Source organism: Pseudomonas sp. EA_15y_Pfl1_P101 (assembly GCF_963970835.1).
GTDB classification, from domain to species: Bacteria; Pseudomonadota; Gammaproteobacteria; order Pseudomonadales; family Pseudomonadaceae; genus Aquipseudomonas; species Aquipseudomonas tritici.
Window position 1 is genome coordinate 39,609 of sequence record NZ_CAXAPA010000001.1, and the last position, 25,298, is coordinate 64,906.

Annotated in this window: 22 protein-coding genes; 1 reads left to right on the forward strand and 21 read right to left on the reverse strand. The window is 59.1% G+C overall.

Annotated elements, in window-relative coordinates; translation table 11 throughout:
* Positions 1–39 precede the first annotated feature (39 nt).
* Positions 40–936 (forward strand): LysR substrate-binding domain-containing protein, encoded by an 897-nt coding sequence (locus tag AACY36_RS00200; protein ID WP_339418121.1) that lies wholly within the window; start codon positions 40–42, stop codon positions 934–936.
* A 122-nt stretch (positions 937–1,058) separates the two neighbouring features.
* Here the strand turns inward: AACY36_RS00200 and ispD are convergent, their stop codons facing one another.
* The 21 genes from ispD to pyrH form a co-directional block, all read right to left on the reverse strand.
* Positions 1,059–1,766: a 2-C-methyl-D-erythritol 4-phosphate cytidylyltransferase gene (gene ispD, locus AACY36_RS00205; protein ID WP_339418124.1), complete on the reverse strand. Its 708-nt coding sequence runs from the start codon at positions 1,764–1,766 to the stop codon at positions 1,059–1,061.
* A complete protein-coding gene (gene ftsB / locus AACY36_RS00210; RefSeq protein WP_339418126.1) occupies positions 1,763–2,041 on the reverse strand; it encodes a cell division protein FtsB in 279 nt (92 codons plus the stop codon). The genes ispD and ftsB overlap by 4 nt, the downstream gene beginning before the upstream one ends.
* A gap of 183 nt (positions 2,042–2,224) precedes the next feature.
* On the reverse strand, positions 2,225–3,514 hold the full coding sequence (eno, locus tag AACY36_RS00215; protein ID WP_065872435.1) for a phosphopyruvate hydratase: 1,290 nt from the start codon (positions 3,512–3,514) through the stop codon (positions 2,225–2,227).
* Positions 3,515–3,671: 157 nt separating this feature from the next.
* Complete coding sequence (gene kdsA / locus AACY36_RS00220) at positions 3,672–4,517, reverse strand: 3-deoxy-8-phosphooctulonate synthase (RefSeq protein ID WP_339418128.1); 846 nt, start codon at positions 4,515–4,517, stop codon at positions 3,672–3,674.
* 5 nt (positions 4,518–4,522) lie between these two features.
* On the reverse strand, positions 4,523–6,154 hold the full coding sequence (locus AACY36_RS00225) for a CTP synthase (protein ID WP_339427097.1): 1,632 nt from the start codon (positions 6,152–6,154) through the stop codon (positions 4,523–4,525).
* A gap of 274 nt (positions 6,155–6,428) precedes the next feature.
* Entirely contained in the window at positions 6,429–7,748 is a 1,320-nt protein-coding gene (gene tilS, locus AACY36_RS00230; RefSeq protein ID WP_339418131.1) for a tRNA lysidine(34) synthetase TilS, read from the reverse strand.
* A gap of 178 nt (positions 7,749–7,926) precedes the next feature.
* On the reverse strand, positions 7,927–8,874 hold the full coding sequence (locus AACY36_RS00235) for an acetyl-CoA carboxylase carboxyltransferase subunit alpha (protein WP_339418132.1): 948 nt from the start codon (positions 8,872–8,874) through the stop codon (positions 7,927–7,929).
* 138 nt (positions 8,875–9,012) lie between these two features.
* A complete protein-coding gene (gene dnaE, locus AACY36_RS00240; RefSeq protein WP_339418133.1) occupies positions 9,013–12,534 on the reverse strand; it encodes a DNA polymerase III subunit alpha in 3,522 nt (1,173 codons plus the stop codon).
* 76 nt (positions 12,535–12,610) lie between these two features.
* Positions 12,611–13,243, reverse strand: coding sequence for a ribonuclease HII (gene rnhB / locus AACY36_RS00245; RefSeq protein WP_339469472.1), 633 nt, complete (start codon positions 13,241–13,243; stop codon positions 12,611–12,613).
* Positions 13,240–14,379, reverse strand: coding sequence for a lipid-A-disaccharide synthase (lpxB, locus tag AACY36_RS00250; RefSeq protein ID WP_339418136.1), 1,140 nt, complete (start codon positions 14,377–14,379; stop codon positions 13,240–13,242). Before lpxB ends, rnhB begins: the two co-directional genes overlap by 4 nt.
* Positions 14,380–14,381: 2 nt before the next feature.
* Positions 14,382–15,158: an acyl-ACP--UDP-N-acetylglucosamine O-acyltransferase gene (lpxA, locus tag AACY36_RS00255; RefSeq protein ID WP_339418138.1), complete on the reverse strand. Its 777-nt coding sequence runs from the start codon at positions 15,156–15,158 to the stop codon at positions 14,382–14,384.
* The gene (fabZ, locus tag AACY36_RS00260) at positions 15,155–15,595 is read right to left on the reverse strand and encodes a 3-hydroxyacyl-ACP dehydratase FabZ (RefSeq protein WP_003172281.1); all 441 of its coding nucleotides are present in this window, start codon (positions 15,593–15,595) and stop codon (positions 15,155–15,157) included. The genes lpxA and fabZ overlap by 4 nt, the downstream gene beginning before the upstream one ends.
* A gap of 111 nt (positions 15,596–15,706) precedes the next feature.
* A complete protein-coding gene (gene lpxD, locus AACY36_RS00265; RefSeq protein ID WP_339418141.1) occupies positions 15,707–16,762 on the reverse strand; it encodes a UDP-3-O-(3-hydroxymyristoyl)glucosamine N-acyltransferase in 1,056 nt (351 codons plus the stop codon).
* A 3-nt stretch (positions 16,763–16,765) separates the two neighbouring features.
* The gene (locus tag AACY36_RS00270; protein WP_003189173.1) at positions 16,766–17,269 is read right to left on the reverse strand and encodes an OmpH family outer membrane protein; all 504 of its coding nucleotides are present in this window, start codon (positions 17,267–17,269) and stop codon (positions 16,766–16,768) included.
* A gap of 45 nt (positions 17,270–17,314) precedes the next feature.
* A complete protein-coding gene (gene bamA, locus AACY36_RS00275) occupies positions 17,315–19,702 on the reverse strand; it encodes an outer membrane protein assembly factor BamA (RefSeq protein WP_339418143.1) in 2,388 nt (795 codons plus the stop codon).
* Between the two features lie 74 nt (positions 19,703–19,776).
* Positions 19,777–21,129: a sigma E protease regulator RseP gene (gene rseP, locus AACY36_RS00280; RefSeq protein WP_339427100.1), complete on the reverse strand. Its 1,353-nt coding sequence runs from the start codon at positions 21,127–21,129 to the stop codon at positions 19,777–19,779.
* A gap of 53 nt (positions 21,130–21,182) precedes the next feature.
* Positions 21,183–22,373, reverse strand: coding sequence for a 1-deoxy-D-xylulose-5-phosphate reductoisomerase (gene ispC / locus AACY36_RS00285; protein ID WP_339418147.1), 1,191 nt, complete (start codon positions 22,371–22,373; stop codon positions 21,183–21,185).
* On the reverse strand, positions 22,370–23,176 hold the full coding sequence (locus tag AACY36_RS00290) for a phosphatidate cytidylyltransferase (RefSeq protein WP_339418148.1): 807 nt from the start codon (positions 23,174–23,176) through the stop codon (positions 22,370–22,372). Before AACY36_RS00290 ends, ispC begins: the two co-directional genes overlap by 4 nt.
* Positions 23,177–23,932 carry a polyprenyl diphosphate synthase gene (gene uppS / locus AACY36_RS00295; protein WP_339418149.1) on the reverse strand — a complete coding sequence of 252 codons (756 nt, stop codon included), beginning with the start codon at positions 23,930–23,932 and terminating at the stop codon, positions 23,177–23,179. It lies immediately after the preceding gene.
* A gap of 17 nt (positions 23,933–23,949) precedes the next feature.
* The gene (gene frr, locus AACY36_RS00300; protein WP_049709667.1) at positions 23,950–24,507 is read right to left on the reverse strand and encodes a ribosome recycling factor; all 558 of its coding nucleotides are present in this window, start codon (positions 24,505–24,507) and stop codon (positions 23,950–23,952) included.
* Entirely contained in the window at positions 24,504–25,247 is a 744-nt protein-coding gene (gene pyrH, locus AACY36_RS00305) for a UMP kinase (protein ID WP_003172271.1), read from the reverse strand. Before pyrH ends, frr begins: the two co-directional genes overlap by 4 nt.
* Between the last annotated feature and the right edge of the window lie 51 nt (positions 25,248–25,298).

A 25,298-nucleotide genomic window follows, 5' to 3' on the forward strand; every position in this document is an offset into this window, starting at 1 on the left:
GCGAAAGCAAAACTTTATTGCTGTACAGGGATAATCACCGTGCTTGAAAACCGCTGGGAAGGCATCGATGAATTTGTCGCAGTGGCCGAATGCAGCCAATTCACTGCGGCAGCGGAACGCCTGGGCGTCTCTTCGTCGCATATCAGCCGGCAGGTGGCGCGCCTGGAAGAACGCCTGCAAACGCGGTTGCTGTATCGCAGCACGCGCAAGGTCACCTTGACGGAAGCCGGCCAGACCTTTCTGCAACATTGCCAACGTTTGCAGGACGGGCGCGAAGAAGCCTTGCGTGCGGTGGGTGACCTCACCAGCGAACCCAAAGGCATGTTGCGCATGACCTGCGCCGTGGCCTACGGCGAGCGTTTTATCGTGCCGTTGGTAACGCGGTTCATGGGCCTCTACCCGCAGTTGCGCGTGGATATCGAGCTGAGCAACCGTCAACTAGACCTAGTGCACGAGGGCCTGGATCTGGCGATTCGCCTGGGCCGTTTGCAGGATTCGCGCATGGTCGCCAGCAGGCTGGCACCGAGGCGCATGTACCTGTGCGCGTCGCCGTCCTACCTGGCGCGGTACGGTCGGCCACATAGCTTGTCGGAATTGAGTCGGCATAACTGCTTGATTGGTAGCTCGGATATCTGGCAACTGGCCCAGGACGGGCGCGAATTTTCCCAGCGGGTGCAGGGAAACTGGCGCTGCAACAGTGGGCAAGCGGTATTGGATGCGGCGTTACAGGGCGTCGGGTTGTGCCAGTTGCCGGATTATTACGCACTGGAGCACTTGCACAGTGGCGCGCTGGTGTCGCTGCTGGAGGCGCATCAGCCGCCGAATACAGCGGTGTGGGCGCTGTATCCGCAGCAGCGGCATTTGTCGCCGAAGGTCAGGAAGTTGGTGGATTACTTGAAGGAGGGGCTGGCTGAGAGGCCGGAGTACAGCCAGTAATTATTGGCTGTTTGTGCCGTCCTCTTCGCAGGCAAGCCAGCGCCTACATTTGACCGCGTTTATCCTGTTGGAACGCGGCAAATGTGGGCTTGCTCGCGAAGGGGTCGACTCGGTGCAACTGACTACCGGCGATTAGCCCACCGCAACCTGAGCCACTCCAGATCTTCCGGCCGCGTCACCTTGATATTGTCCGACCGCCCTTCGATCAGCCGCGGCGCCTGGCCGGACCATTCCATGGCAGAGGCTTCATCGGTGATGACGGCGTCCGCCACCAGGCTGTCAGCCAAAGCACGATGCAGCGGACCCAGACGGAACATCTGCGGCGTGTAGGCTTGCCAGATCAGGCTACGGTCGACGGTTTCGACGACACGCCCATGCTTATCGACTCGCTTGAGGGTGTCACGTGCCGGCACGGCCAGCAGACCGCCCACCGGGTCGTCCGCCAGTTCAGTCAGCAGTTTGTCGAGGTCATCGCGACTCAGGTTCGGCCGCGCCGCATCGTGCACCAGCACCCAATCATCATCACTGGCCCCCAAAGCGTTCAGCTGCAACAGCGCGTTGAGCACCGAACCGGAACGCTCAAAATCGCCGTCCGCACGGTGAATGCGCGGGTCCATGGCACACGCCAGGGTAGGCCAATACGGATCATCAACAGCAAGACTGACCATCAGCCCCTTGAGCGAAGGATGGTCGAGAAAACAGCCAAGGCTGTGTTCGAGAATGGTGCGTCCGCCCAGTTGCAGGTACTGCTTGGGACGGTCCGCGGCCATGCGGGCACCGATGCCCGCGGCAGGAATCACGGCCCAGAAGGCCGGCAAGCTGTTGGTCATTGGGCCAACTGGTAGAGGGTTTCGCCCTCCTTGACCATGCCCAACTCATGACGAGCCCGCTCTTCAACGGTCTCGGTACCCTTTTTCAGCTCAAGCACTTCCGCATAAAGTACCCGGTTGCGCTCCAGCAGGACTTCGTTTTCGGCGCGTTGTGCAGCGATTTGCTCGGCCAGGTCTTTTACCTGCGCAAAGCTGCCATTACCGACCCATAGGCGGTACTGCAGGCCAGCCAGCAACAAGAGCAAGACGAGAAACAACCAATTGGGACTGCGCATCGAAATCCGGGTATCCAGTGAAAAAAGACAGCCATGCAAAACTTTTAAAGTAACTGATAGCACGAAGCCTGGAAAAACCAGGCTTGTGCTTGATAGCCATCAGATTAGCGTCGAAACCCACACTGTCGTGAGTTTTCCGACGCAATCCGTCAGCTTTTTACCATGTCTTACCCTCAAGAGCGATCAGCCGCGAAACTCGCCGCGACCGTTGTACTTGGCTTTGCCGGCCAGTTGCTCTTCGATACGCAGCAATTGGTTGTACTTGGAAACGCGGTCGGAACGGCACAGAGAACCGGTCTTGATCTGGCCCGCCGAGGTGCCCACGGCCAGGTCGGCAATGGTCGAATCTTCGGTTTCGCCGGAGCGGTGCGAGATCACGGCAGTGTAGCCCGCTGCCTTGGCCATCTGGATGGCTTCCAGGGTTTCGGTCAGGGTGCCGATCTGGTTGAACTTGATCAGGATCGAGTTGGCGATCTTTTTATCGATGCCCTCTTTCAGGATCTTGGTGTTGGTGACGAACAGGTCGTCGCCCACCAGCTGGGTTTTCTCGCCGATCTTGTCGGTGAGGATTTTCCAGCCATCCCAGTCGGACTCGTCCAGCCCGTCTTCGATCGAGATGATCGGGTAACGCTCGGTCAAGCCTTTGAGGTAGTCAGCAAAACCTTCGGAGTTGAACACCTGGCCTTCGCCGGACAGGTTGTATTTACCGTCCTCGTAGAACTCACTGGCCGCGCAATCCAGCGCCAGGGTCACGTCGGTGCCCAGCTTGTAGCCAGCGTTGGCTACCGCTTCGGAGATCACTTTGAGTGCATCTTCGTTGGACGCCAGGTTCGGTGCAAAACCACCTTCGTCACCCACGGCAGTGCTCAGGCCACGGGCCTTCAGCACAGCTTTGAGGTGATGGAAAATCTCGGTGCCCATGCGCAGGCCTTCGGAGAAGGTCTTGGCGCCGACCGGCTGCACCATGAATTCCTGAATGTCGACGTTGTTATCGGCGTGCTCACCACCGTTGATGATGTTCATCATCGGTACCGGCATCGAGTAAACACCGGGGGTGCCGTTCAGGTTGGCAATGTGTGCGTACAGCGGCAGGTCCTGGTCCTGGGCAGCAGCCTTGGCAGCAGCCAGGGACACGGCGAGGATGGCGTTGGCGCCCAGGCTGCCTTTGTTTTCGGTGCCGTCGAGCTTGATCATCGCGTGGTCCAGGGCTTTCTGGTCCAGCGGGTCTTTGCCCAGTAACAGGTCTCGGATCGGGCCGTTGATGTTGGCTACAGCCTTGAGTACACCCTTGCCCAGGTAACGGCTCTTGTCGCCATCACGCAGTTCCAGCGCTTCGCGCGAACCGGTGGAAGCACCGGACGGCGCGCAGGCGCTGCCGATGATGCCGTTATCGAGAAGCACGTCTGCTTCGACGGTGGGGTTGCCACGGGAGTCGAGAACTTCACGACCTTTGATGTCGACGATTTTTGCCATTGTTGTAAACACTCCAAAGTTGACGAAAACGACGCAGCTGAAGGAAATCTTTTGACCGACCGCAAGGGTGGAACAACGGGGCAGGCTTGCAGGCGACATGGCTCAGGCCCGTAGGCCTGAGCGTAAAGCGTGGGAAAGTCTACCGGAGAAATGGCGCTTACGCGGTCTCTACCGTCGGAAAACTCTTGACCAGTTCGTCCAACTGCTTGAGCTGGGCCAGGAATGGCTCCAGTTTGTCCAGGCGCAGGGCGCACGGACCGTCGCATTTGGCGTTGTCCGGGTCCGGGTGGGCTTCGAGGAACAGGCCCGCCAAAGACTGGCTGATGCCAGCCTTGGCCAGGTCCAGCACCTGGGCACGCCGCCCGCCCGCAGAATCAGCGCGACCACCGGGCATTTGCAGCGCGTGGGTCACGTCGAAGAACACCGGGTATTCGAACTGTTTCATGATGCCGAAACCGAGCATGTCGACCACGAGGTTGTTGTAGCCGAAGCTCGAACCGCGCTCGCAGAGGATCAACTGGTCGTTACCCGCTTCAACGCACTTGCTCAGGATGTGCTTCATTTCCTGGGGCGCGAGGAACTGGGCTTTCTTGATATTGATCACAGCACCGGTCTTGGCCATCGCGACAACCAAGTCGGTCTGGCGCGACAGGAAGGCCGGCAACTGGATGATGTCGCACACCTCAGCGACCACGGCAGCCTGTTCAGGCTCGTGGACGTCAGTGATGATCGGTACACCGAAGGCTTGCTTGATGTCCTGGAAGATCCGCATGCCTTCTTCAAGGCCCGGGCCGCGATAGGAGGTCACGGACGAACGGTTGGCCTTGTCGAAGCTGGCTTTGAACACGTAAGGGATACCCATTTTTTGGGTCACCTTCACGTACTCTTCACAGACCTGCATCGCCATGTCGCGGCTTTCCAGCACGTTCATGCCGCCAAACAGCACCATGGGCTTGTCGTTGGCAATCTCGATGTCGCCTACGCGAATGATCTTCTGGGCCATCAGGGTTACGCCTTTTTCTGATGTTGCGTCAGTGCTGCTTTAACGAAACCACTGAACAACGGGTGACCGTCGCGCGGCGTCGAGGTGAACTCCGGGTGGAACTGGCACGCCACGAACCATGGATGATCCGGTGCCTCGACCACTTCAACCAGCGCGCCATCACCGGAGCGACCGGAGATTTTCAGGCCGGCCTCTTTGATTTGTGGCAGCAGGTTGTTGTTCACTTCGTAGCGGTGACGGTGACGCTCGACGATCACATCCTTGCCGTAGCAATCGTGAACCAGCGAACCCGGCTCCAGCAGGCAGTCCTGCGCGCCAAGGCGCATGGTGCCACCAAGGTCGGAGGCTTCGGTACGGGTCTCGACGGCACCAGTGGCATCTTCCCACTCGGTGATCAGGCCCACGACCGGGTGACCGCTCTTGCTGTCGAACTCGGTGGAGTTGGCGTCTTTCCAGCCCAACACGTTACGGGCGAACTCGATAACGGCCACTTGCATGCCCAGGCAGATACCCAGGTAAGGCACCTTGTTCTCACGAGCGTATTGCACGGCAGTGATCTTGCCTTCCACGCCGCGCAGGCCGAAACCGCCCGGTACGAGGATCGCATCGACACCTTCGAGCAGCGCAGTGCCCTGGTTCTCGATGTCTTCGGAATCAATGTAGCGCAGGTTGACCTTGGTACGGTTGCTGATGCCGGCGTGACTCATCGCTTCGATCAGCGACTTGTACGCGTCCAGCAGCTCCATATACTTGCCGACCATGGCGATGGTGACTTCGTGCTCAGGGTTGAGCTTGGCGTCGACCACAGCTTCCCACTCGGACAGGTCCGCGCTGTTGCATTGCAGGCCGAAACGCTCGACCACAAAATCGTCCAGGCCTTGCGAGTGCAGGATGCCCGGGATCTTGTAGATGGTGTCGGCGTCTTCCAGCGCGATCACCGCACGTTCTTCAACGTTGGTGAATTGCGCGATCTTGCGACGCGAGGAAATGTCGATCGGGTGATCGGAGCGGCACACCAGCACATCCGGCTGCAGGCCGATGGAACGCAGTTCCTTTACCGAGTGCTGGGTAGGCTTGGTTTTGGTTTCGCCGGCGGTGGCGATGTACGGCACCAGGGTCAGGTGCATCAGCATCGCGCGCTTGGCGCCGACTTCGAAACGCAGCTGGCGGATGGCTTCGAGGAACGGTTGGGACTCGATGTCACCGACGGTGCCACCAATCTCGACCATCGCCACGTCGGCATCGCCTGCACCCTTGATGATGCGGCGCTTGATTTCATCGGTGATGTGCGGGATCACCTGGATGGTTGCACCCAGGTAGTCACCACGGCGTTCCTTGCGCAGCACGTGCTCGTAGACACGGCCGGTGGTGAAGTTGTTGTTCTGGGTCATGGTCGTGCGGATGAACCGCTCGTAGTGGCCCAGGTCCAGGTCGGTCTCGGCGCCGTCGTGAGTGACGAACACTTCACCGTGCTGGAACGGGCTCATGGTGCCCGGGTCGACGTTGATGTACGGGTCCAGCTTGAGCATGGTGACCTTAAGTCCCCGCGCCTCCAGGATGGCCGCCAATGAAGCGGAGGCAATGCCTTTCCCCAATGAAGAAACAACACCGCCCGTGACGAATATGTAGCGCGTCATGAAAAACCCTAGAAGTCTGCGTTAAAGCGGTCCGAACCGCCGGGGAGAGCGAAGAGAGGCCGAAGCCCCCGATCACCTGCATTAATCACAGTGCACCTTTCAAAAAAAACCGCCGCGTGATGACAGACCGGCAATGAAACACCAGTACGTTGATCGCTACACATTTTTTGGAATCGCCCAGCAAAGACTGCTTGGTAATCGGCAACTGCTGCGATTCAGGCGAATCCACAGAAGTTGTATCAAGAAGGGAGCGTAGTCTACCGGAAAGGCGCTATCAGCTCAAACCTTGATCGCAGGTCTGTGGCATCCAATGTAATTGCCAGTCGCCCGCCCCTGTGTTCCACAATCCCGCCAGGTTAGGCACCCCGAGCAATTGCTCCCCCTGATACAGCAGCGGCAATCTGCCACGGACGAAGCTCGGAAGCCCACTTTCATTAAGCAGGCGCTTCAAGTCACGCCGCCCGCGACGTGGCACGTCGATGATTTCGCCGCCATGACGGTAGCGAACCTCCAGCGGGCCTTCAGGCGCCTTGCCGGTGAGTTTCAGCCGGCCATTGCCGGGTAACTCTAGTGGATTTCGCGGATCGGGCCAGCGCAGCGATGCGTCGGAAAACTCCGACCATGTGGAGGGCAGCCACCATAGGCGTTCGCCGCTACGGTGCAGTTCGCCGTCGGCCAGGCGCCATAGAGGCTGTGCGTCGCCCTTGGCATCACGCAGGGAATGCCAACTGGCCCAGTGGTCGCTGTCGGGTAGACGGGTCAGTGGGGCCAGCCAATGGCGCAGGGCGTTACGCTGGCGGGCGTCGGAAAGTTCGCGCAGCGGCGCAAGTGCCAAAGATGGCAGGTGCAACCAGGGAAAAGGTGCAGGCTGGTCGGCGGCTTGCAGGTCCATTTGCGCCAATTCATCGAGCAGGCCCTGGGCTTCACCTAGGTGCTCGGCAGTGCGGGCAAGGCTGATGACAGCTTGAGGCCAGCGCTTCGTGAGCGCCGGGAACACGTGATGGCGCAGATAATTGCGTGAGAACCGCGGGTCGGCGTTGGACGGGTCTTCGACCCATTTGAGTTGATGCTCGTGGGCGTAGGCCTCCAACTCACCCCTTGCTACATCCAATAAAGGCCGAACCAGATAACCAGCCGCCAACGGGCGCTGTGCAGGCATTGCCGACAGCCCGCGCGCGCCTGCGCCGCGCAACAGGCGGAATAACAGGGTTTCGGCCTGATCATCGCGATGCTGGCCTGTCAGCAGCACCTCCCCTGCTCCGATGACTTCGGTAAACGCCTGGTAACGCGCGTCACGGGCGGCCCGCTCAAGGCTGGCGCCGGGTTGTACCTGCACGCGCATGACGCGCAGGGGGATGCCCACGCTGTCGCATATCGACTGGCAATGGTTTGGCCAGGCGTCGGCGGCGGTTTGCAGGCCATGGTGGACATGGATTGCGTTGAGGGGTGGGAGTGTTTCGGTTTCTGGCAGGGCGGCCAGGAGATGGAGCAGGACGGTGGAATCAAGGCCGCCAGAGAAAGCGATATGCCAGGCCGGGGCATTTTGCCAGGGAACCAGGGCTTGCAGCAGTTTGGCGGTCAGCGTCCGTTTCATCACACATTGTCGCCGCATACTTGGAACACGATAGCCCAGCATACACAAAGCAAATGTGGGAGCGGGCTTACTCGCGAAAGCGTGGTGTCAGTCACCGGATATATTGACTGATTCACCGCTTTCGCGAGTAAGCCCGCTCCCACATCAGTACAGCAATGTCTGCCAGATCAGTAGTTGATCAGAGACCGTAGCTCATCAGACGCTCATAACGACGGGCCAACAGCGCTTCGTTATCCAGCTTCTTGAGCATCGCCAGTTGCGAACCCAGCTCGGCACGAATAGTCGCGGCAGCAGCAGTCGGATCACGATGAGCGCCGCCCAATGGCTCGGCGATCACTTTGTCGACAATGCCCAGGCCCTTGAGGCGATCAGCGGTGATACCCATCGCTTCAGCAGCGTCCGGCGCTTTTTCAGCGGTTTTCCACAGAATCGAAGCGCAACCTTCCGGTGAGATCACCGCGTAGGTCGAGTATTGCAGCATGTTCAACTGATCGCACACGCCAATGGCCAGTGCGCCACCGGAACCACCTTCACCAATCACGGTAGCGATGATCGGGGTTTTGAGGCGCGACATGACGCGCAGGTTCCAGGCGATTGCTTCGCTCTGGTTGCGCTCTTCAGCGTCGATACCCGGATAAGCACCCGGCGTGTCGATGAAGGTCAGGATCGGCATTTTGAAACGCTCGGCCATTTCCATCAGGCGGCACGCCTTGCGGTAGCCTTCCGGACGCGGCATGCCGAAGTTGCGGCGCACTTTCTCGCGCACTTCACGGCCTTTCTGGTGACCGATCACCATCACCGGCTGGTCGTCCAGGCGAGCGATACCGCCCACGATGGCCGCGTCGTCGGAGAAGTGGCGGTCGCCGTGCAGCTCGTCGAACTCGGTGAAGATGTGCTGAATGTAGTCCAGGGTGTACGGACGACGCGGGTGGCGAGCCAAACGCGCGATCTGCCAGCTGGTCAGCTTGCCGAAGATATCCTCGGTGAGCGTGCTGCTCTTGTCTTGCAGGCGAGCGATCTCATCGCCGATATTCAGCGAATTGTCATTGCCGACCAGGCGCAGTTCTTCAATCTTGGCTTGCAGGTCAGCGATCGGCTGTTCGAAATCAAGAAAATTCGGGTTCATAAGCGTCCGTCTTGGGTCGACGGCCAAGGAGTGCCTGGCCAGCCGGTTGTCTATTCGCGCCCTACCTTAAGGGAGAGGCGCGTCTAGGTCGAGATTAAATGTTTCGCCGAGATCAGGCTAAATATTAATGCCTGACCGTCAACGGTATTGGAGAAAGACGTTGTCACGGCCGAACTGGTCACGCAATGCTTGAATCAAGCCATCCGCAGGATCAATTCGCCAGGTCTCGCCAAACTGCAACATGGCCTTGGCGTCATTGCCGGTGTACTCCATAGTCACCGGGCACGCGCCACGGTGGCGTTTGAGCAGGTCGCCCAACCAGCGTAGCTGATCGCCCTTGAGCGCTTCGGTTTTCACCTTCAAGCGCAAGCTCTCGGCCAAATTGGTGCGCGCATCTTCCATGCTCATCACGCGCTTGATCCGCAGCCGCAGGCCGCCGGAGAAGTCATCGTTGCTGACCTCCCCTTCCACCACCACCATGGCGTCAGTCTGCAGCAGCGACTGCGCGGAGTGGAACGCATCGGCAAACAGCGACGCTTCGATGCGGCCCGAACGGTCGTCGAGAGTGATAAAGCCCATCTTGTCGCCCTTTTTGTTTTTCATCACCCGCAGGGCGATGATCATACCGGCGACGGTCTGCGTATCCCGCGCCGGTTTCAGGTCGATGATGCGCTGGCGGGCGAACCGCCGGATTTCACCTTCGTACTCATCAATCGGGTGGCCGGTGAGGTAAAGGCCCAAGGTGTCTTTCTCACCCTTGAGGCGCTCCTTCAGGGTCAGGTCCTTGGCCTTGCGGTGGTTGGCGTACACATCCGCGTCTTCCTCGACGAACAATCCGCCAAACAGGTCGGCATGGCCACTGTCATGGGTGCGGGCAGTCTGCTCGGCAGCCTTGATCGCCTCTTCCATCGCAGTGAGCAACACGGCGCGGTTACGGTCGATATTCGCCTGGTAAGCCTTCGGCTCATCATGGAAATAGGGGCCGAGGCGGTCGAGTGCACCACTACGGATCAGCCCATCGAGGGTTCGCTTGTTGATGCGCTTGAGGTCAACCCTTGCACAGAAGTCGAACAAGTCCTTGAAAGGCCCGTCCTGGCGCGCTTCGGTGATGGCTTCCACCGGGCCTTCGCCCACGCCTTTGATCGCGCCCAGGCCATAGATGATGCGACCTTCGTCGTTCACCGTGAACTTGAACTCCGAGGCGTTCACGTCCGGTGCGTCGAGGCGCAGTTTCATGGTGCGCACTTCCTCGATCAAGGTCACAACCTTGTCGGTGTTGTGCATATCCGCCGAAAGTACCGCAGCCATGAACGGCGCCGGGTAGTGAGCCTTCAGCCAGGCAGTCTGGTACGACACCAGGCCGTAGGCGGCGGAGTGGGATTTGTTAAAGCCGTAACCGGCGAATTTTTCTACCAGGTCGAAAATGTTACCGGCCAGGTCAGCGTCAATATTGTTGGTGGCGCAACCTTCAATGAAACCGCCGCGCTGCTTGGCCATTTCCTCGGGTTTTTTCTTACCCATGGCGCGACGCAGCATGTCCGCACCACCGAGGGTGTAACCGGCCATCACCTGGGCGATCTGCATCACCTGTTCCTGATACAGGATGATGCCGTAGGTCGGCGCCAATACCGGCTTGAGGCCTTCGTATTGGTAGTCGGAGTGCGGATATGCCAGCTCGGCGCGACCGTGCTTACGGTTGATGAAGTCGTCCACCATGCCCGATTGCAGCGGGCCCGGACGGAACAGCGCCACCAGTGCGATCAAGTCTTCCAGGCAGTCGGGCTTGAGCTTTTTGATCAGCTCTTTCATACCGCGCGACTCAAGCTGGAACACCGCCGTGGTTTCGGCCTTTTGCAGCAACTGGTAGGTCGGCTTGTCGTCCAGCGGGATGAACGCAATATCCAGCGGCTCTTCGTCAACCTTGGCACGCTCACGGTTGATCGTCTTGAGCGCCCAGTCGATGATCGTCAGCGTGCGCAGGCCGAGGAAGTCGAACTTCACCAGGCCGGCCGCCTCGACGTCGTCCTTGTCGAACTGGGTGACCAGGCCACCGCCTTCTTCATCGCAATAGATCGGCGAAAAGTCGGTGAGCTTTGTAGGCGCGATAACCACACCACCGGCGTGTTTACCGACGTTACGCACCACGCCTTCGAGCTTGCGCGCCATGTCCCAGATTTCGGCGGCTTCTTCATCGATCTTGATGAAGTCACGCAGGATCTCTTCCTGCTCGTAGGCCTTTTCCAGGGTCATGCCGACTTCGAACGGAATCATCTTCGACAGGCGATCCGCCAGGCCGTAGGACTTGCCCTGCACCCGCGCAACGTCGCGGATTACAGCCTTGGCAGCCATGGAACCGAAGGTGATGATCTGGCTTACCGCGTTGCGGCCGTATTTCTCGGCCACGTACTCAATGACGCGGTCGCGACCATCCATGCAGAAGTCGACGTCGAAGTCGGGCATGGAAACCCGTTCCGGGTTCAGGAACCGTTCGAACAGCAGGTCATATTCCAGCGGGTCGAGATCGGTAATCTTCTGTACGTAAGCAACCAGCGAGCCAGCACCCGACCCCCGGCCCGGGCCTACCGGCACACCGTTGCTTTTGGCCCACTGGATAAAGTCCATTACGATCAGGAAGTAACCGGGGAACCCCATCTGGATGATGATATCCAGCTCGAAATTCAGCCGGTCGACATAGACCTGACGCTTGGCCTCGTAATCCTCAGTGGTGTCCTTGGGCAACAGCACACTGAGGCGCTCTTCCAAGCCGTCGAACGACACCTTGCGGAAGTACTCATCGATGGTCATGCCATCGGGAATCGGGAAGTTGGGCAGGAAGTGCTTGCCCAGCTTCACTTCAATGTTGCAACGCTTGGCAATTTCGACAGAGTTTTCCAGGGCCTCGGGCAGGTCGCTGAACAGCTCGGCCATCTCGTCGGCACTTTTGAGGTATTGCTCTTCGCTGTAGTTCTTCGAGCGTCGCGGGTCATCCAGAGCCCGGCCCTCGCCGATGCACACGCGGGTTTCGTGGGCTTCGAAATCTTCTTTCTTGATGAAGCGCACATCGTTGGTCGCTACCAACGGCGCGCCCAGCTTATCGGCCAGGGCCACGGCGGCGTGCAGGTGCTCTTCGTCGTTGGGGCGGTTGGTGCGCTGGACTTCCAAGTAGAGACGGTCGGGAAAAACCTGCATCCACTCGCGGGCCAGCACTTCAGCCTCTTGAGGATTGCCGCCGAGTAGCGCGAGACCGATCTCACCCTCTTTAGCGGCCGACAGCATGATCAGCCCTTCGCTGGCCTCGGCGACCCACTCGCGCTCGATGATGATCGAACCGTTGCGCTGGCCGTCGATAAAGCCACGGGAAATCAGTTCGGTGAGGTTGCGATAACCCACGCCGTTCATCGCCAGCAGACTGATACGGCTAAGGGCGTTATCCGGATCTTTGTTGGACAACCACAGGTCGGCGCCGCAGATCGGCTTGATGCCGGCGCCCATGGCGTTTTTATAGAATTTGACCAGGGAACACATGTTGTTCTGATCGGTAACCGCCACGGCAGGCATGTTCATGCCCACCAGGGTTTTGACCAGCGGTTTGATCCGTACCAGGCCGTCAACCAGGGAGTATTCAGTGTGCAGGCGCAGGTGAACGAATGAAGCCGGCATAGTGATCCTGTCTTAAACGTAGAAACAACAAGGCCCGGGATTGTACCGGGCCTTGGCAAAAACATCAGCCTCGCGACTACACCTCGCTGAGACTCTCTCGCAGCTCATAAGCCTGGCGTACGGGGGCGAACGAGCGGCGGTGGATCGGCGTCGGGCCGAGGCGAGCCAGGGCTTCCAGATGAACGGGGGTCGGGTAGCCTTTATGGCCGCCAATGCCGTAGCCGGGGTAGATCAATTCGAAAGCAGCCATTTCACGATCGCGGCTGACTTTAGCCAGGATTGACGCTGCCGCAATCGCAGGCACCTTGCTATCGCCCTTCACCACCGCTTCCGCCGGCATGGCCAATTTTGGGCAGCGGTTGCCGTCGATCATCGCCATTTTGGGCGTGATGTGCAGGCCTTCTACTGCACGCTGCATGGCAAGCATGGTGGCGTGAAGGATGTTCAACGCGTCGATTTCCTCGACTTCGGCCCGAGCAATATGCCAGCTGAGGGCCTTCTCAATAATCTCGTCGTAGAGCTTTTCGCGGCGCGCTTCGGTGAGTTTCTTCGAGTCGTTGAGGCCGAGAATCGGGCGGTTCGGATCGAGAATCACCGCCGCCGTGACGACAGCGCCGCACAAAGGCCCGCGCCCGACCTCGTCAACACCGGCCACCAGTTCGTGGGCTTCGGCAACCAAGCTGAAATCCAGGCCGATTTGCTTGGTCATAAAGCTTCCTGTTTCTTGCCGATCAAGGTCAACACGGCGTCCGCCGCCTGGTTCGAGGCATCACGGCGCAAGGTGCAGTGAATGTCGTCAAAACCGCGGGTCTGCTCTTCGCCGCCGTCGATCAAGGGTAGTAGAGTTTGTGCCAAGGCCTCAGGCGTTGCATCGTCCTGCAACAACTCCGGCACCAACAGGCGCTGGGCCAGCAGGTTGGGCAGGGAGATGTAAGGGCTTTTGACCATGCGCTTGAGAATCCAGAAGGTCAGCGGCGCCAGGCGATAGGCCACGACCATCGGACGCTTGTACAGCAAGGCCTCCAGGGTGGCCGTACCCGAGGCGATCAGCACGGCATTACAGGCCGCCAGGGCCAGGTGCGATTGGCCGTCGAGCAAGGTCACCGGCAGGTTGCGACCGTCCAATAGGGCCTCGATCTGCGCACGCCGCTGCGGGCTCGCGCAGGGCAGCACGAAACGTACGCCTGGCTTCAAGGCTTGCAGGCGCTCGGCAGCATCGAAGAACACCGCAGCCAGGCGGCCGACTTCGCCGCCACGGCTGCCCGGCATCAGCGCCACCAGCGGACCGTCAGGCAGACCCAGCTCGGCGCGCGCGGCTGTGCGATCAGCGTGCAAAGGGATGGTGTCGGCCAGGGTGTGACCGACAAATCGCACCGGCACGCCCTTTTCTTCGTAGAACCTGGCTTCGAACGGCAGCAGGGTCAGCATCAAGTCACAGCCTTCGCGGATCTTCAGTACGCGCTTCTGACGCCATGCCCACACGGAGGGGCTGACGTAGTGCACGGTCTTGATCCCGGCCTGACGTAACTTGAGCTCGATATTAAGGGTGAAGTCCGGTGCGTCGATCCCGATGAAAACATCGGGTTTCTCTTCGATGAGGGTCTGGATCAGCAGCTTGCGGCGAGCCAGCAGCTCACGCAGACGGCCCAGCACTTCCACCAACCCCATGACCGATAGCCGCTCCATGGGAAAGTAGGACGTGAGCCCTTCGGCCTGCATCAGCGGGCCGCCGACACCCATAAATTCCACCGCAGGGTGCTGGGCCTTGAGGGCCCGCATAAGACCCGCGCCCAGAATGTCACCGGAAGCTTCTCCGGCCACCAGCGCAATACGCAGATTAGCCATGATTAGCGGGTGATGCCGCGAGTCGACGCCTGGATAGAGTCACGGAACACCGCGACTTCCGGGAACAACGTCGATGGCTCGGCCAATTGCGTCAACGCCTGATCCACGGTAAGCCCCTGGCGATAAACCACCTTGTAGGCACGGCGCAGGGCGTGGATGGCCTCTTCGCTGAAACCACGACGGCGCATGCCTTCGAAGTTCATGCTGCGAGCTTCGGCCGGGTTGCCAAATACTGTGACGAACGCCGGAACATCCTTGCCGATGGCGGTACCCATGCCGGAAAAGCTGTGTGCGCCGATATGGCAGTACTGATGCACCAGGGTGAATCCGGAGAGGATCGCCCAATCGTCGACGTGCACATGGCCGGCTAACGCCGTGTTGTTGACCAGGATGCAGTGGTTGCCGATGACGCTGTCGTGGCCGATGTGCGCGTAGGCCATGACCAGGTTGTGATCACCCAGGGTGGTCTCGGCCCGATCTTGCACGGTGCCACGGTGAATGGTCACGCCTTCACGAATGATGTTGTGATCACCGATTACCAGGCGTGTTTCTTCACCCTTGTACTTCATGTCCGGGGTGTCTTCGCCTACCGAGGAAAACTGGTAGATACGATTGTGTTTGCCAATACGGGTCGGACCTTTAAGGATCACGTGCGGCCCGATGACAGTCCCCTCGCCGATTTCCACACCTGCGCCGATGATCGACCAGGGGCCGACCTCAACGTCGGCGGCCAGTACGGCCGACGGATCGATGATTGCGCGAGGGTCAATCAAACTCATAGTTTGCGTTCCGCACAGATGATTTCGGCGGAGCACACAGGCTTGCCGTCCACCGAAGCCTGGCATTCGAACTTCCAGATCTGGCGCTTGCAACTGATGAACTTGGCTTCCAGGATCAACTGGTCACCCGGGGTGACCGGGTTGCGAAAACGCAACTTATCGGACCCCACGAAATAGTAGAGTGTGCCGTCGGCAGGCTTGAGGTCGAGCATTTTGAAACCAAGGATACCGGCAGCCTGGGCCATCGCTTCGATGATCAGCACGCCCGGCATGATTGGATGCGCGGGAAAGTGACCGTTGAAGAACGGTTCGTTGATGCTGACATTCTTGTAGGCACGAATGCGCTTTTCCTCGACGTTGAGGTCCACTACGCGGTCCACCAGCAGGAACGGGTAACGGTGAGGCAGGTATTCGCGAATCTCGTTGATGTCCATCATTTCGGGGGGAAGCCTGTAATAAAGATTGGGGGCGGGCGAACTAAACGCACGCCCCGCTAGCAAATCAAGGAGGCAGTCTAGCGGCTGTGCACACTTGATATGGAAATGGTATCAGCCTTCTGATGAAGCATTACCGCCAGGGGTCACGTCCCCAACACGCTTTTCCAGCTGTTTGAGACGTCGAGCCATGTCGTCGAGCTGCCTCAACCGTGCTGCGCTCTTGCGCCATTCAGCCGCAGGCTGCATGGCGGTACCGGATGAGTAGGCCCCTGGCTCGGTAATCGAGTGGGTAACCATGGTCATGCCGGTGATGAAGACGTTGTCGCAAATATCGATATGCCCCACCAGCCCTACGCCACCGGCGAGCATGCAATGCTTGCCGATCCTGGTGCTGCCGGAAATGCCCACACACGCTGCCATGGCAGTGTGATCACCAATCTGCACGTTGTGGGCGATCTGAATCTGGTTGTCGAGCTTCACGCCGTTGCCGATCACGGTATCGGCCAGGGCCCCGCGATCAACAGCAGTGTTGACGCCAATTTCCACGTCGTCGCCGATCAATACGCCGCCGACCTGGGCAATCTTGTTCCAGATACCCTTGGCGTTGGCGAAGCCGAAGCCTTCCCCCCCGATCACCGCACCCGATTGGATGACCACACGCTCACCGATACGCACATCGTGGTACAGGGTTACGCGCGGTGCGAGCCAACCGTCAGCGCCGATCTCGCAGCGCGCGCCGATAAAGCAATGGGCACCAATGGTCACACCTGCTGCAATGCGCGCACCGCTCTCGATCACCGCAAAGGCGCCAATGCTGGCCGCAGGATCAACCTGAGCATCATCGGCGATGACCGCAGACGAATGAATACCGGCTGCGGCCCTTGGTTTCGGATCGAACAGGTGCGACACCCGGGCATAAGCGAGGTACGGGTCGGGCACCACCAGCGAGTCCCCGGCAAACCCTTCGGCGTCAGCAGCTTTCAGCAACACGGCGGCGGCTTGGCTCTCGACCAGGTATTTACGGTATTGAGGGTTTGCGAGGAAGCTCAACTGAGCTGGGCCAGCCTCCTGCAAGGTGGCTAGCCCAGTGATTTCTTTCTCCGGGGAGCCATTTAAGGTGGCCCCCAGGAACTCGGCCAACTCGCCGAGCTTGATAGTCGCGGTCATGGCTTACTTCAGCTGGTTCATGCGCTCGATCACCTGGCGGGTGATGTCATATTGAGGCTTGACGTCGATAACCGCGCCACGCTCGAACACCAGGTCAAAGGCACCTTTCTTGATGACTTCTTCCACGGCGCTGTCGAGTTTCGGCTTCAGCTGTTTCAGCATTTCACGGTCAGCAACCGCTTTGGCTTCGTTCAGCTCCTTGGACTGGAACTGGTAGTCACGGGCCTTTTGCTTGAATTCAAGCTCCAGACGCTCGCGCTCGCCTTGCTGCATCTTGTCGCCACCGGCTACCAGACGATCCTGGATGCCCTTGGCGCTGCTTTCCAGGGTCTTGAGTTTGGTCAGTTGCGGACCGAATTTCTTCTCGGCATCCACGGCATAACGCTTGGCCGCGTCGGATTCCAACAGCGCCATCTGATAGTTCAGGACGGCGATTTTCATTTCGGCGAAGGCCGGGGTGGTTACCAGCACAGTGGCCAGCAAAACCAATTGAGTCAACTTACGCACGATGTACTCCTACAGAATCCGTTGTCGTTATCTTAGGTCAGACGCTTAGAACGTCTGGCCGAGGGAGAATTGGAAAATCTGGGTTTCAGCGTTATCCGGTTTCTTGATCGGCATGGCCAGCGCGAAGCTCAACGGGCCCAGCGCAGTCACCCAGGTCACACCCAAGCCCACGGAGCTCGCCAAGTTACTGAGGCTCACATCGTTGCACTGGGTGTTGGACTTCAAGCCGCTCGGGTTACGAATCTGCTCGCACTTGGAGTCGAACACGTTACCCACGTCCCAGAAGACCGAGGTCCGCAGGGAACGCTGATCCTTGACGAACGGCAGCGGGAACAGGATCTCGGCACCACCCTGGATCAGCACGTTACCACCGAACGGCAGCGGATCGTTGTCGGAGTCAGCCACAGTGCCTTGGTTACCGGTTACACCAACACCACGGCTTGGGGTACCACGTGGACCCAGGGTGCTGTCTTTGAAACCACGTACGGAGTTGAAGCCACCCGCGTAGTAGTTCTCGTAGAAAGGTAGACCGTTGGTGGAACCATAACCATCGCCATAACCCAATTCAGTGTGCAGGCGCATGGTGTAGTTGTCGCTCAACGGCGTGAACAGTTGGCCACGGTAGTCGAGCTTGAAGAACGACAGGTCGCTGCCCGGCGTGGTGACTTCCGCAGTCAGGCTCTGGGAATGGCCACGGGTTGCCAGCACCCCTTTGTTCAGGGTCGACTCGGACCAGCCAGCAGATGCCTTGAAGTTCAGGAACTTGTCACCTTCACGACGGGTGAAGTCAAAGATTTCATCCACGGTGTAGACACCGGTCTTGATCTCATCCTGTTGCGCAGTCAGGCCGAAGGTCAGGCGCGACGTCTCGCTGATCGGGTAACCAACGTTGACACCGGCACCGAGGCTGTCGATCGCATAGCTTGCAACGTCAACGTCGAGGTCTTTGTAGTCGGTGGTGCGGTAGAAGGCGTTGTAGCCCAGGCTCACACCATCAGCAGTCCAGTAGGGGTCGGTATAACCGAAGTTATATCGGCTCTGGTATTCGCTTCGGGTCAGGCCGATAGACACGCGGTTACCGGTACCCAGGAAGTTGTTCTGGGTGATGGAGCCACCAAGGATCAGACCGGCACTTTGTGCGAAGCCGACACTGGCGGTGATCGAGCCCGAGGCTTGTTCTTCCACGGCGTAGTTCACGTCAACCTGGTCATCAACACCCGGTACGGCCGGGGTTTCGACGTTGACTTCCTTGAAGAAGCCCAGGCGTTCAAGACGGGTCTTGGACTGGTCGATCAGGTAAGTCGACGCCCAGCCACCTTCCATCTGACGCATTTCACGACGCAGCACTTCGTCCGCTGACTTGGTGTTGCCACGGAAGTTGATGCGGTTCACGTAGGCACGTTTGCCGGGATCGACGACGAAAGTGATGTCCACGGTGTGGTCATCATCATGCGGAGTCGGCACGCCGTTGACGTTGGCGAAGGTATAGCCTTCGTTACCCAGGCGGCGAGTGATCAGTTCTGACGTGGTGGTCATCAGCTTGCGGGAGAACACCTGGTCTTTCTGCACCAGCAGCAGCGCCTTGACCTGGTCTTCAGGCACTTTCAGGTCGCCGCTCAGCTTGACATCACGAACCTTGTACTTCTCGCCTTCGTTGACGTTGACTGTGATGTAGACGTGTTTCTTGTCCGGGGTGATGGAGACCTGGGTCGAGGCGATATCCATGTTGATATAGCCACGGTCCAGGTAGTAGGAACGCAGGCGTTCCAAGTCACCAGACAGTTTCTCGCGGGCGTACTTGTCATCGTTCTTGAAGAACGACAGCCAGTTGGTGGTCTTGAGCTCGAACAGGTCGATCAGGTCTTCATCAGCGAACTTGGTATTACCCACCACGTTGATGTGCTGGATCGCCGCCACGGTGCCTTCGTTGATGTTGACCTTGAGGCCCACACGGTTACGCGGCTGCGGCACCACTTCCGTTTCCACGGTGGCGGAGTAGCGGCCTTGGGCAACGTACTGGCGTTGCAGCTCGTTACGCACACCTTCAAGGGTGGCGCGTTGGAAGATCTCGCCTTCGGCCAGGCCGGATTGCTTCAGACCTTTCATCAAGTCTTCAGTAGAGATCGCCTTGTTGCCTTCGATCTCGATACTGGCGACGGAAGGTCGCTCGACAACGGTGATGACCAGGACGTTGCCTTCACGCCCCAGTTGGATGTCTTGAAAGAAACCGGTTTTGAACAGCGCACGAGTGGACTCCACCAGGCGACGGTCATCAGCCTGTTCACCGACGTTCAACGGTAACGCACCAAAGACGCTACCGGCGGAAACCCGCTGGAGGCCGTTGACGCGAATATCGGAGATGGTGAAGGACTCGGCGTGAACTTCGGCGATCATCAATACGGTGAGAACCGCAGTTAGCAGCAGACGTTTCATGAAGTCCTTTCTTATTCCAACTGGCAATAAACAAACTGCCGCAAAATGCGGCAGATTCGCAATTCAGCGAAGCGTTACAGTCGACCCAGATCGTTGACCAAGGCTAATAACATCACCCCGACCACCAAACTGATACCGATCTGTATCCCCCAACCCTGCACCCGATCCGACAAGGGGCGACCACGCACCCACTCGACCAGATAAAACAACAGATGCCCCCCATCCAATACTGGAATGGGCAACAAATTCAGAACACCCAGGCTAATACTCAGATAAGCCAGGAAATTCAGGAAATCCGCGACACCCGACTGGGCAGAAGCGCCCGCCACTTTAGCAATGGTTATCGGTCCACTCAAGTTTTTTACCGAGAGCTCGCCGAACAACATTTTCTTGAGGGATTCCAGGGTCAGCACACTCATGGTCCAAGTGCGTTTTGCACCCTCGCCAATTGCTGCCAACGGCCCGAAGCTGACCTCACGCACCATCGATGGCGGCCAGTCGACACCTTTGACTCCGGCACCGAGGTAACCCCCGGCCGCCTTGGCTTCCCCGCGAACAGACAAGGTCACAGGGACGTCGATTTGAGCACCGTCGCGCTCAACTTTCAGCAGAATTTTAGTATCAGGACGTACACGAACCAGGTCGACTACTTGCTGCCAGTCGCCCAGCGCCTGTCCATCGAGGGCCAACAGCCGATCGCCTGTTTTCAGGCCAGCGGCCTGGGCCGGACCTTTCGGATCGAGCTCCGCCAGGACTGGCGGCAAGGCCGGACGCCATGGACGTATGCCCAGGGACTTGATCGGATCAGGTTCATCAGCGCCCTTGAGCCAGTGGTCGAGGGTCAGATCACGCGGGGTTTCGGTAGTCGAGTCCTGCTCACGCACCACCACATTGACGATGCCGCTTTCGCCCAGGCGGCGCACCAACTGCAGATTGACCGCACCCCAACCTGTGGTGGGCTCGCCATCAATGGAAACAATTTCTTGCCCGGCAACCAGGCCGGCTTTAGCGGCAATACTGTCCGACTCGACCGCACCGATGACCGGACGCACCTGCTGGCTGCCCAGCATGGCGAGGACCCAGAAGAACACCATCGCCAACAGGAAGTTGGCGATCGGGCCAGCGGCAACAATGGCGATACGCTGACGAACGGTCTTGCGATTGAAGGATTGGTCCAACTGATCTGCCGGCACTTCGCCTTCGCGCTCATCGAGCATCTTGACGTAGCCACCCAGCGGGATGGCGGCAATCACGAATTCGGTGCCTTGGCGGTCACGCCAGCGCAACAGCGGCATGCCGAAACCGACGGAAAAGCGCAGTACCTTGACGCCGCAACGACGCGCGACCCAGAAATGGCCGAATTCGTGGAAGGTAACCAGCACACCCAGAGCAACCAGGGTGCCGACGATCATGTAAAGCGCACTCATCTAATTTCTCCGCATTCCAATCCAGTGCCTAAAGGCTCAAACCCGCCCAAAGACTAACGCGCGTTCCGGCTCAACCATTGCTCAGCCAGGGCTCGAGCCTTGGCATCAGCCTCGAATACCGCCCCCAGATCATTCACCGCCACTACAGGTTCAAGCGCTAGGACGCCCTCGATGATACTCGCGATCTGCGGAAAGCGGATGCGCCGTTCGAGAAACGCTGCCACAGCCACTTCATTCGCGGCATTCAGCATCGCCGGCGCGCTGTTACCCGCTTCGGCAGCTTGCCGCGCCAGGCGCAGGCAAGGAAAGCGCTGCTCGTCCGGCGCCTCGAAGTCCAGACGGGCCACGGCAAACAGGTCCAACGGCGCCACACCGGAGTCAATCCGCTCCGGCCAGGCCAAGGCATTGGCGATGGGCGTGCGCATATCGGGATTGCCCAACTGCGCCAATACCGAACCGTCCACGTAATCAACCAGCGAATGAATCACACTTTGCGGGTGAATCACCACCTCGACCTGATCCGGGCGCGCATCGAACAGCCAGCACGCCTCGATCAACTCAAGACCCTTGTTCATCATGCTCGCCGAATCAACCGAGATCTTGCGCCCCATGGACCAGTTCGGATGAGCGCACGCCTGGTCAGGCGACACATCTTCCAACTCAGCCAACGGAGTTTGCCGGAAAGGACCACCAGACGCCGTCAGCAGAATCCGACGCACGCCAACCTGACTCAAGCCCCGGGCGTAGTCACCCGGCATGCATTGGAAAATCGCATTGTGCTCGCTATCGAGGGGCAGCAACACGGCGCCGCTTTTGCGCACCGCCTGCATAAAGAGTGCACCAGACATCACCAGCGCTTCTTTATTGGCCAGCAGGATCTTCTTGCCGGCATCGACAGCAGCCAGGGTCGGACGCAAACCGGCCGCACCGACAATAGCGGCAACCACGGTATCCACGTCAGCGTCGGCCGAGACCTGGCACAACCCCTCCTCCCCGACCAACACCTGAGTGGCAAGCCCGGCAGCCCGCAGATCATCCTGCAGGCCACGAGCCGCGGCCGCTTCAGGCACCACGGCAAAGCGCGGCGAATGACGCACGCACAAAGCCAGCAGCTCGCTCAAGCGGGTAAACCCGGTGAGGGCGAAGACCTGATAGCGATCAGGATGACGCGCAATCACGTCAAGGGTACTCAGCCCTACCGACCCCGTCGCACCCAGCACGGTTATTTGTTGCAGGCGGCTCACGAAGCCGTCATCCACAACAGCACGGCGAAGATCGGAATGGCCGCGGTCAAGCTGTCGATGCGGTCCAGCACGCCGCCATGGCCCGGCAGCAGGTTGCTACTGTCCTTGATCCCGGCCTGGCGCTTAAACATGCTTTCAGTGAGGTCACCCACCACCGAAATGAACACCACGATGGCCGTGGCCAACAGCGCCAGGAAGATTTCCTTCACCGACCAGCCACGCACGACACCCACTACCAGCGTGATCACCAGCGTTAGTGCCAGGCCGCCGTAAACGCCTTCCCAGCTCTTGCCCGGACTGACCGCCGGCGCCAGCTTGCGCTTGCCGAAGGCCCGGCCGGAAAAGTAGGCACCGATATCAGCGCCCCAGACCAGCACCATCACGGCCAGAATCAACCAGTTACCCATTGGGTAACGCTTGATTTCCACCAGCCCTTGCCACGCAGGCAAGAGGATCAACAAACCAATCACCAACTTGCAGGCAACGGTGGACCATTGGCCACTGGTACGCGGATAGGTCAACACCAGGAACGTCGCCAGTGCCCACCACAACACTGCCGCCCCCAACACCCAAGGCGCAAGGTCCGGCAGGATGTACAAGAGAAACGCCAGGGCAGCCACGACAGTGGCATACACCACACGCGGCAATTGCGCGCTGAAACCCGCCAGGCGCGCCCACTCCCAGGCACCCAGGGTGACGACTAGGCCGATAAACAGCGCAAAGCCGGAACCCTCGAGCAGGAAAAACCCACACAAGGCAATCGGCAACAGGATCAGTGCTGTGATGATTCGTTGTTTAAGCATTTAAACCCGGGCTCCAGCTTCGATCTGCTCGCTCGTTTTACCGAAGCGACGCTGACGGGAAGCGAAATCGGCCAGTGCTTTACGCATGGCATCGTGTTTGAAGTCCGGCCAGAACAGGTCGGAGAAGTACAGCTCGGTATAGGCCAACTGCCACAACAGGAAATTGCTGATGCGGTGCTCACCACCGGTACGGATGCACAAGTCAGGCAACGGCAGGTCGCCGGTGACCAGGCAGGTTTGCAACAGTTCGGGCGTAATGTCGTCGGGACGCAGATGGCCGGCCTGCACTTCGCGGGCCAGCCGTTGCGCGGCCTGGGCGATATCCCACTGGCCACCGTAATTGGCTGCGATCTGCAGCACAAAACGCTCGGCGCCAGCGGTAATGGCCTCGGCTTCGCGCATGGCGGCTTGCAGTTCCGGATGGAAGCGCGAGCGATCACCAATGATACGCAGGCTGATGTTGTTGTCGTTGAGGCGCTTGGCCTCACGACGCAAGGCCTTGAAGAACAGGTCCATCAAGGCACTGACTTCTTCGGCGGGCCGCTGCCAGTTCTCACTGGAGAAGGCGAACAAAGTCAACACTTCGACCTTGGCCTCGGCACACACTTCAATCACAGCCCTTACCGCATCGACACCCGCTTTATGCCCGGCGACACCCGGCATAAAGCGCTTTTTCGCCCAGCGATTATTCCCATCCATGATGATCGCGACATGGCGCGGCACCACGGAGGGTACAGTCTGCTTGGTCTTTTCCATGAAGGCGTCCTGACCCCTTATACGGCCATCAGGTCCTTTTCTTTTTCTTCCGTGGCCTTGGTGATCTGGGCCTCGGCATCTTTGGTCAGTTTGTCGATATCAGCAACGGCACGGCGCTCTTCGTCTTCGCTGATTTCCTTGTCCTTGACCAATTTCTTCAGATCACCCAAGGCATCACGACGAATGTTGCGCACGGCAACCCGCGCATCTTCAGCTGCGCTGCGCGCCTGCTTGGTGAAGCCCTTGCGGGTTTCTTCAGTCAGGGCTGGCATGGAAATCAGCAGCAACTCGCCCAGGTTGGTCGGGTTGAGGTTCAGACCGGCGCTCTGGATAGCCTTGTCGACGGCGCCGAGCATGTTGCGCTCAAAGGCGACGACTTGCAGGGTGCGCGAGTCTTTTACGGTGATGTTGGCCACTTGGGTGATGGAGGTATCTGCGCCGTAATACGGCACCATCACGCTGCCCAGAATGCTTGGGTGAGCCTTGCCTGTACGAATCTGACCAAATGCATGGTTCAGGGAGTCCAGGGATTTCTGCATACGCTCTTGAGCGTCTTTTTTAATTTCGTTGATCATTGTTGGCCTTCCTCGATCAGAGTCCCTTCTGCGCCGCCGTGTACGATATTCAGCAGGGCACCGGGTTTGTTCATGTTAAATACGCGTAGTGGCATCTTGTGGTCGCGGCACAGGCAAATAGCAGTCAGGTCCATCACGCCCAATTTGCGATCCAGCACCTCATCGTAGGTCAGATGATCGAACTTCTCGGCATGCGGGTCTTTGAATGGATCTGCGGTGTACACGCCGTCTACCTTGGTCGCCTTGAGCACCACGTCAGCATCGATCTCGATGGCGCGCAGGCACGCTGCCGAGTCGGTGGTGAAGAACGGGTTACCTGTGCCAGCGGCGAAGATCACCACTTCCTTGGCGTTCAGGTGGCGCATGGCTTTGCGGCGGTCATAGTGATCGGTCACGCCGACCATGGAAATGGCCGACATCACGATAGCCGAGATATTGGCGCGCTCCAGGGCGTCGCGCATGGCCAAGGCGTTCATCACAGTGGCCAGCATGCCCATGTGGTCGCCTGTGACCCGATCCATGCCGGCCGCACTCAGTGCCGCGCCGCGGAACAGGTTACCGCCGCCGATCACCAGGCCGACCTGAACGCCGATACCGACCAGTTGGCCGACTTCCAGCGCCATGCGGTCGAGCACTTTGGGATCGATCCCGAACTCTTCCGAGCCCATGAGGGCCTCGCCGCTAAGCTTGAGTAGAATGCGTTTATAGCGAGCCTGATAACCACTGCCCTGCTGAGCCATTGCGAATCTCTCCTGCGGCGTATTTTCAAAAATTCTTGGCGAGCCGTTTAC

Excerpts from the sequence above, each read along its gene's own strand:
- ispD (WP_339418124.1), bottom strand. The coding sequence starts at position 1,766 with ATGACCAACAGCTTGCCGGCCTTCTGGGCCGTGATTCCTGCCGCGGGC.
- ftsB (WP_339418126.1), bottom strand. The coding sequence starts at position 2,041 with ATGCGCAGTCCCAATTGGTTGTTTCTCGTCTTGCTCTTGTTGCTGGCT.
- eno (WP_065872435.1), bottom strand. The coding sequence starts at position 3,514 with ATGGCAAAAATCGTCGACATCAAAGGTCGTGAAGTTCTCGACTCCCGT.
- kdsA (WP_339418128.1), bottom strand. The coding sequence starts at position 4,517 with ATGGCCCAGAAGATCATTCGCGTAGGCGACATCGAGATTGCCAACGAC.
- AACY36_RS00225 (WP_339427097.1), bottom strand. The coding sequence starts at position 6,154 with ATGACGCGCTACATATTCGTCACGGGCGGTGTTGTTTCTTCATTGGGG.
- tilS (WP_339418131.1), bottom strand. The coding sequence starts at position 7,748 with ATGAAACGGACGCTGACCGCCAAACTGCTGCAAGCCCTGGTTCCCTGG.
- AACY36_RS00235 (WP_339418132.1), bottom strand. The coding sequence starts at position 8,874 with ATGAACCCGAATTTTCTTGATTTCGAACAGCCGATCGCTGACCTGCAA.
- dnaE (WP_339418133.1), bottom strand. The coding sequence starts at position 12,534 with ATGCCGGCTTCATTCGTTCACCTGCGCCTGCACACTGAATACTCCCTG.
- rnhB (WP_339469472.1), bottom strand. The coding sequence starts at position 13,243 with ATGACCAAGCAAATCGGCCTGGATTTCAGCTTGGTTGCCGAAGCCCAC.
- lpxB (WP_339418136.1), bottom strand. The coding sequence starts at position 14,379 with ATGGCTAATCTGCGTATTGCGCTGGTGGCCGGAGAAGCTTCCGGTGAC.
- lpxA (WP_339418138.1), bottom strand. The coding sequence starts at position 15,158 with ATGAGTTTGATTGACCCTCGCGCAATCATCGATCCGTCGGCCGTACTG.
- fabZ (WP_003172281.1), bottom strand. The coding sequence starts at position 15,595 with ATGATGGACATCAACGAGATTCGCGAATACCTGCCTCACCGTTACCCG.
- lpxD (WP_339418141.1), bottom strand. The coding sequence starts at position 16,762 with ATGACCGCGACTATCAAGCTCGGCGAGTTGGCCGAGTTCCTGGGGGCC.
- bamA (WP_339418143.1), bottom strand. The coding sequence starts at position 19,702 with ATGAAACGTCTGCTGCTAACTGCGGTTCTCACCGTATTGATGATCGCC.
- rseP (WP_339427100.1), bottom strand. The coding sequence starts at position 21,129 with ATGAGTGCGCTTTACATGATCGTCGGCACCCTGGTTGCTCTGGGTGTG.
- AACY36_RS00290 (WP_339418148.1), bottom strand. The coding sequence starts at position 23,176 with ATGCTTAAACAACGAATCATCACAGCACTGATCCTGTTGCCGATTGCC.
- uppS (WP_339418149.1), bottom strand. The coding sequence starts at position 23,932 with ATGGAAAAGACCAAGCAGACTGTACCCTCCGTGGTGCCGCGCCATGTC.
- frr (WP_049709667.1), bottom strand. The coding sequence starts at position 24,507 with ATGATCAACGAAATTAAAAAAGACGCTCAAGAGCGTATGCAGAAATCC.
- pyrH (WP_003172271.1), bottom strand. The coding sequence starts at position 25,247 with ATGGCTCAGCAGGGCAGTGGTTATCAGGCTCGCTATAAACGCATTCTA.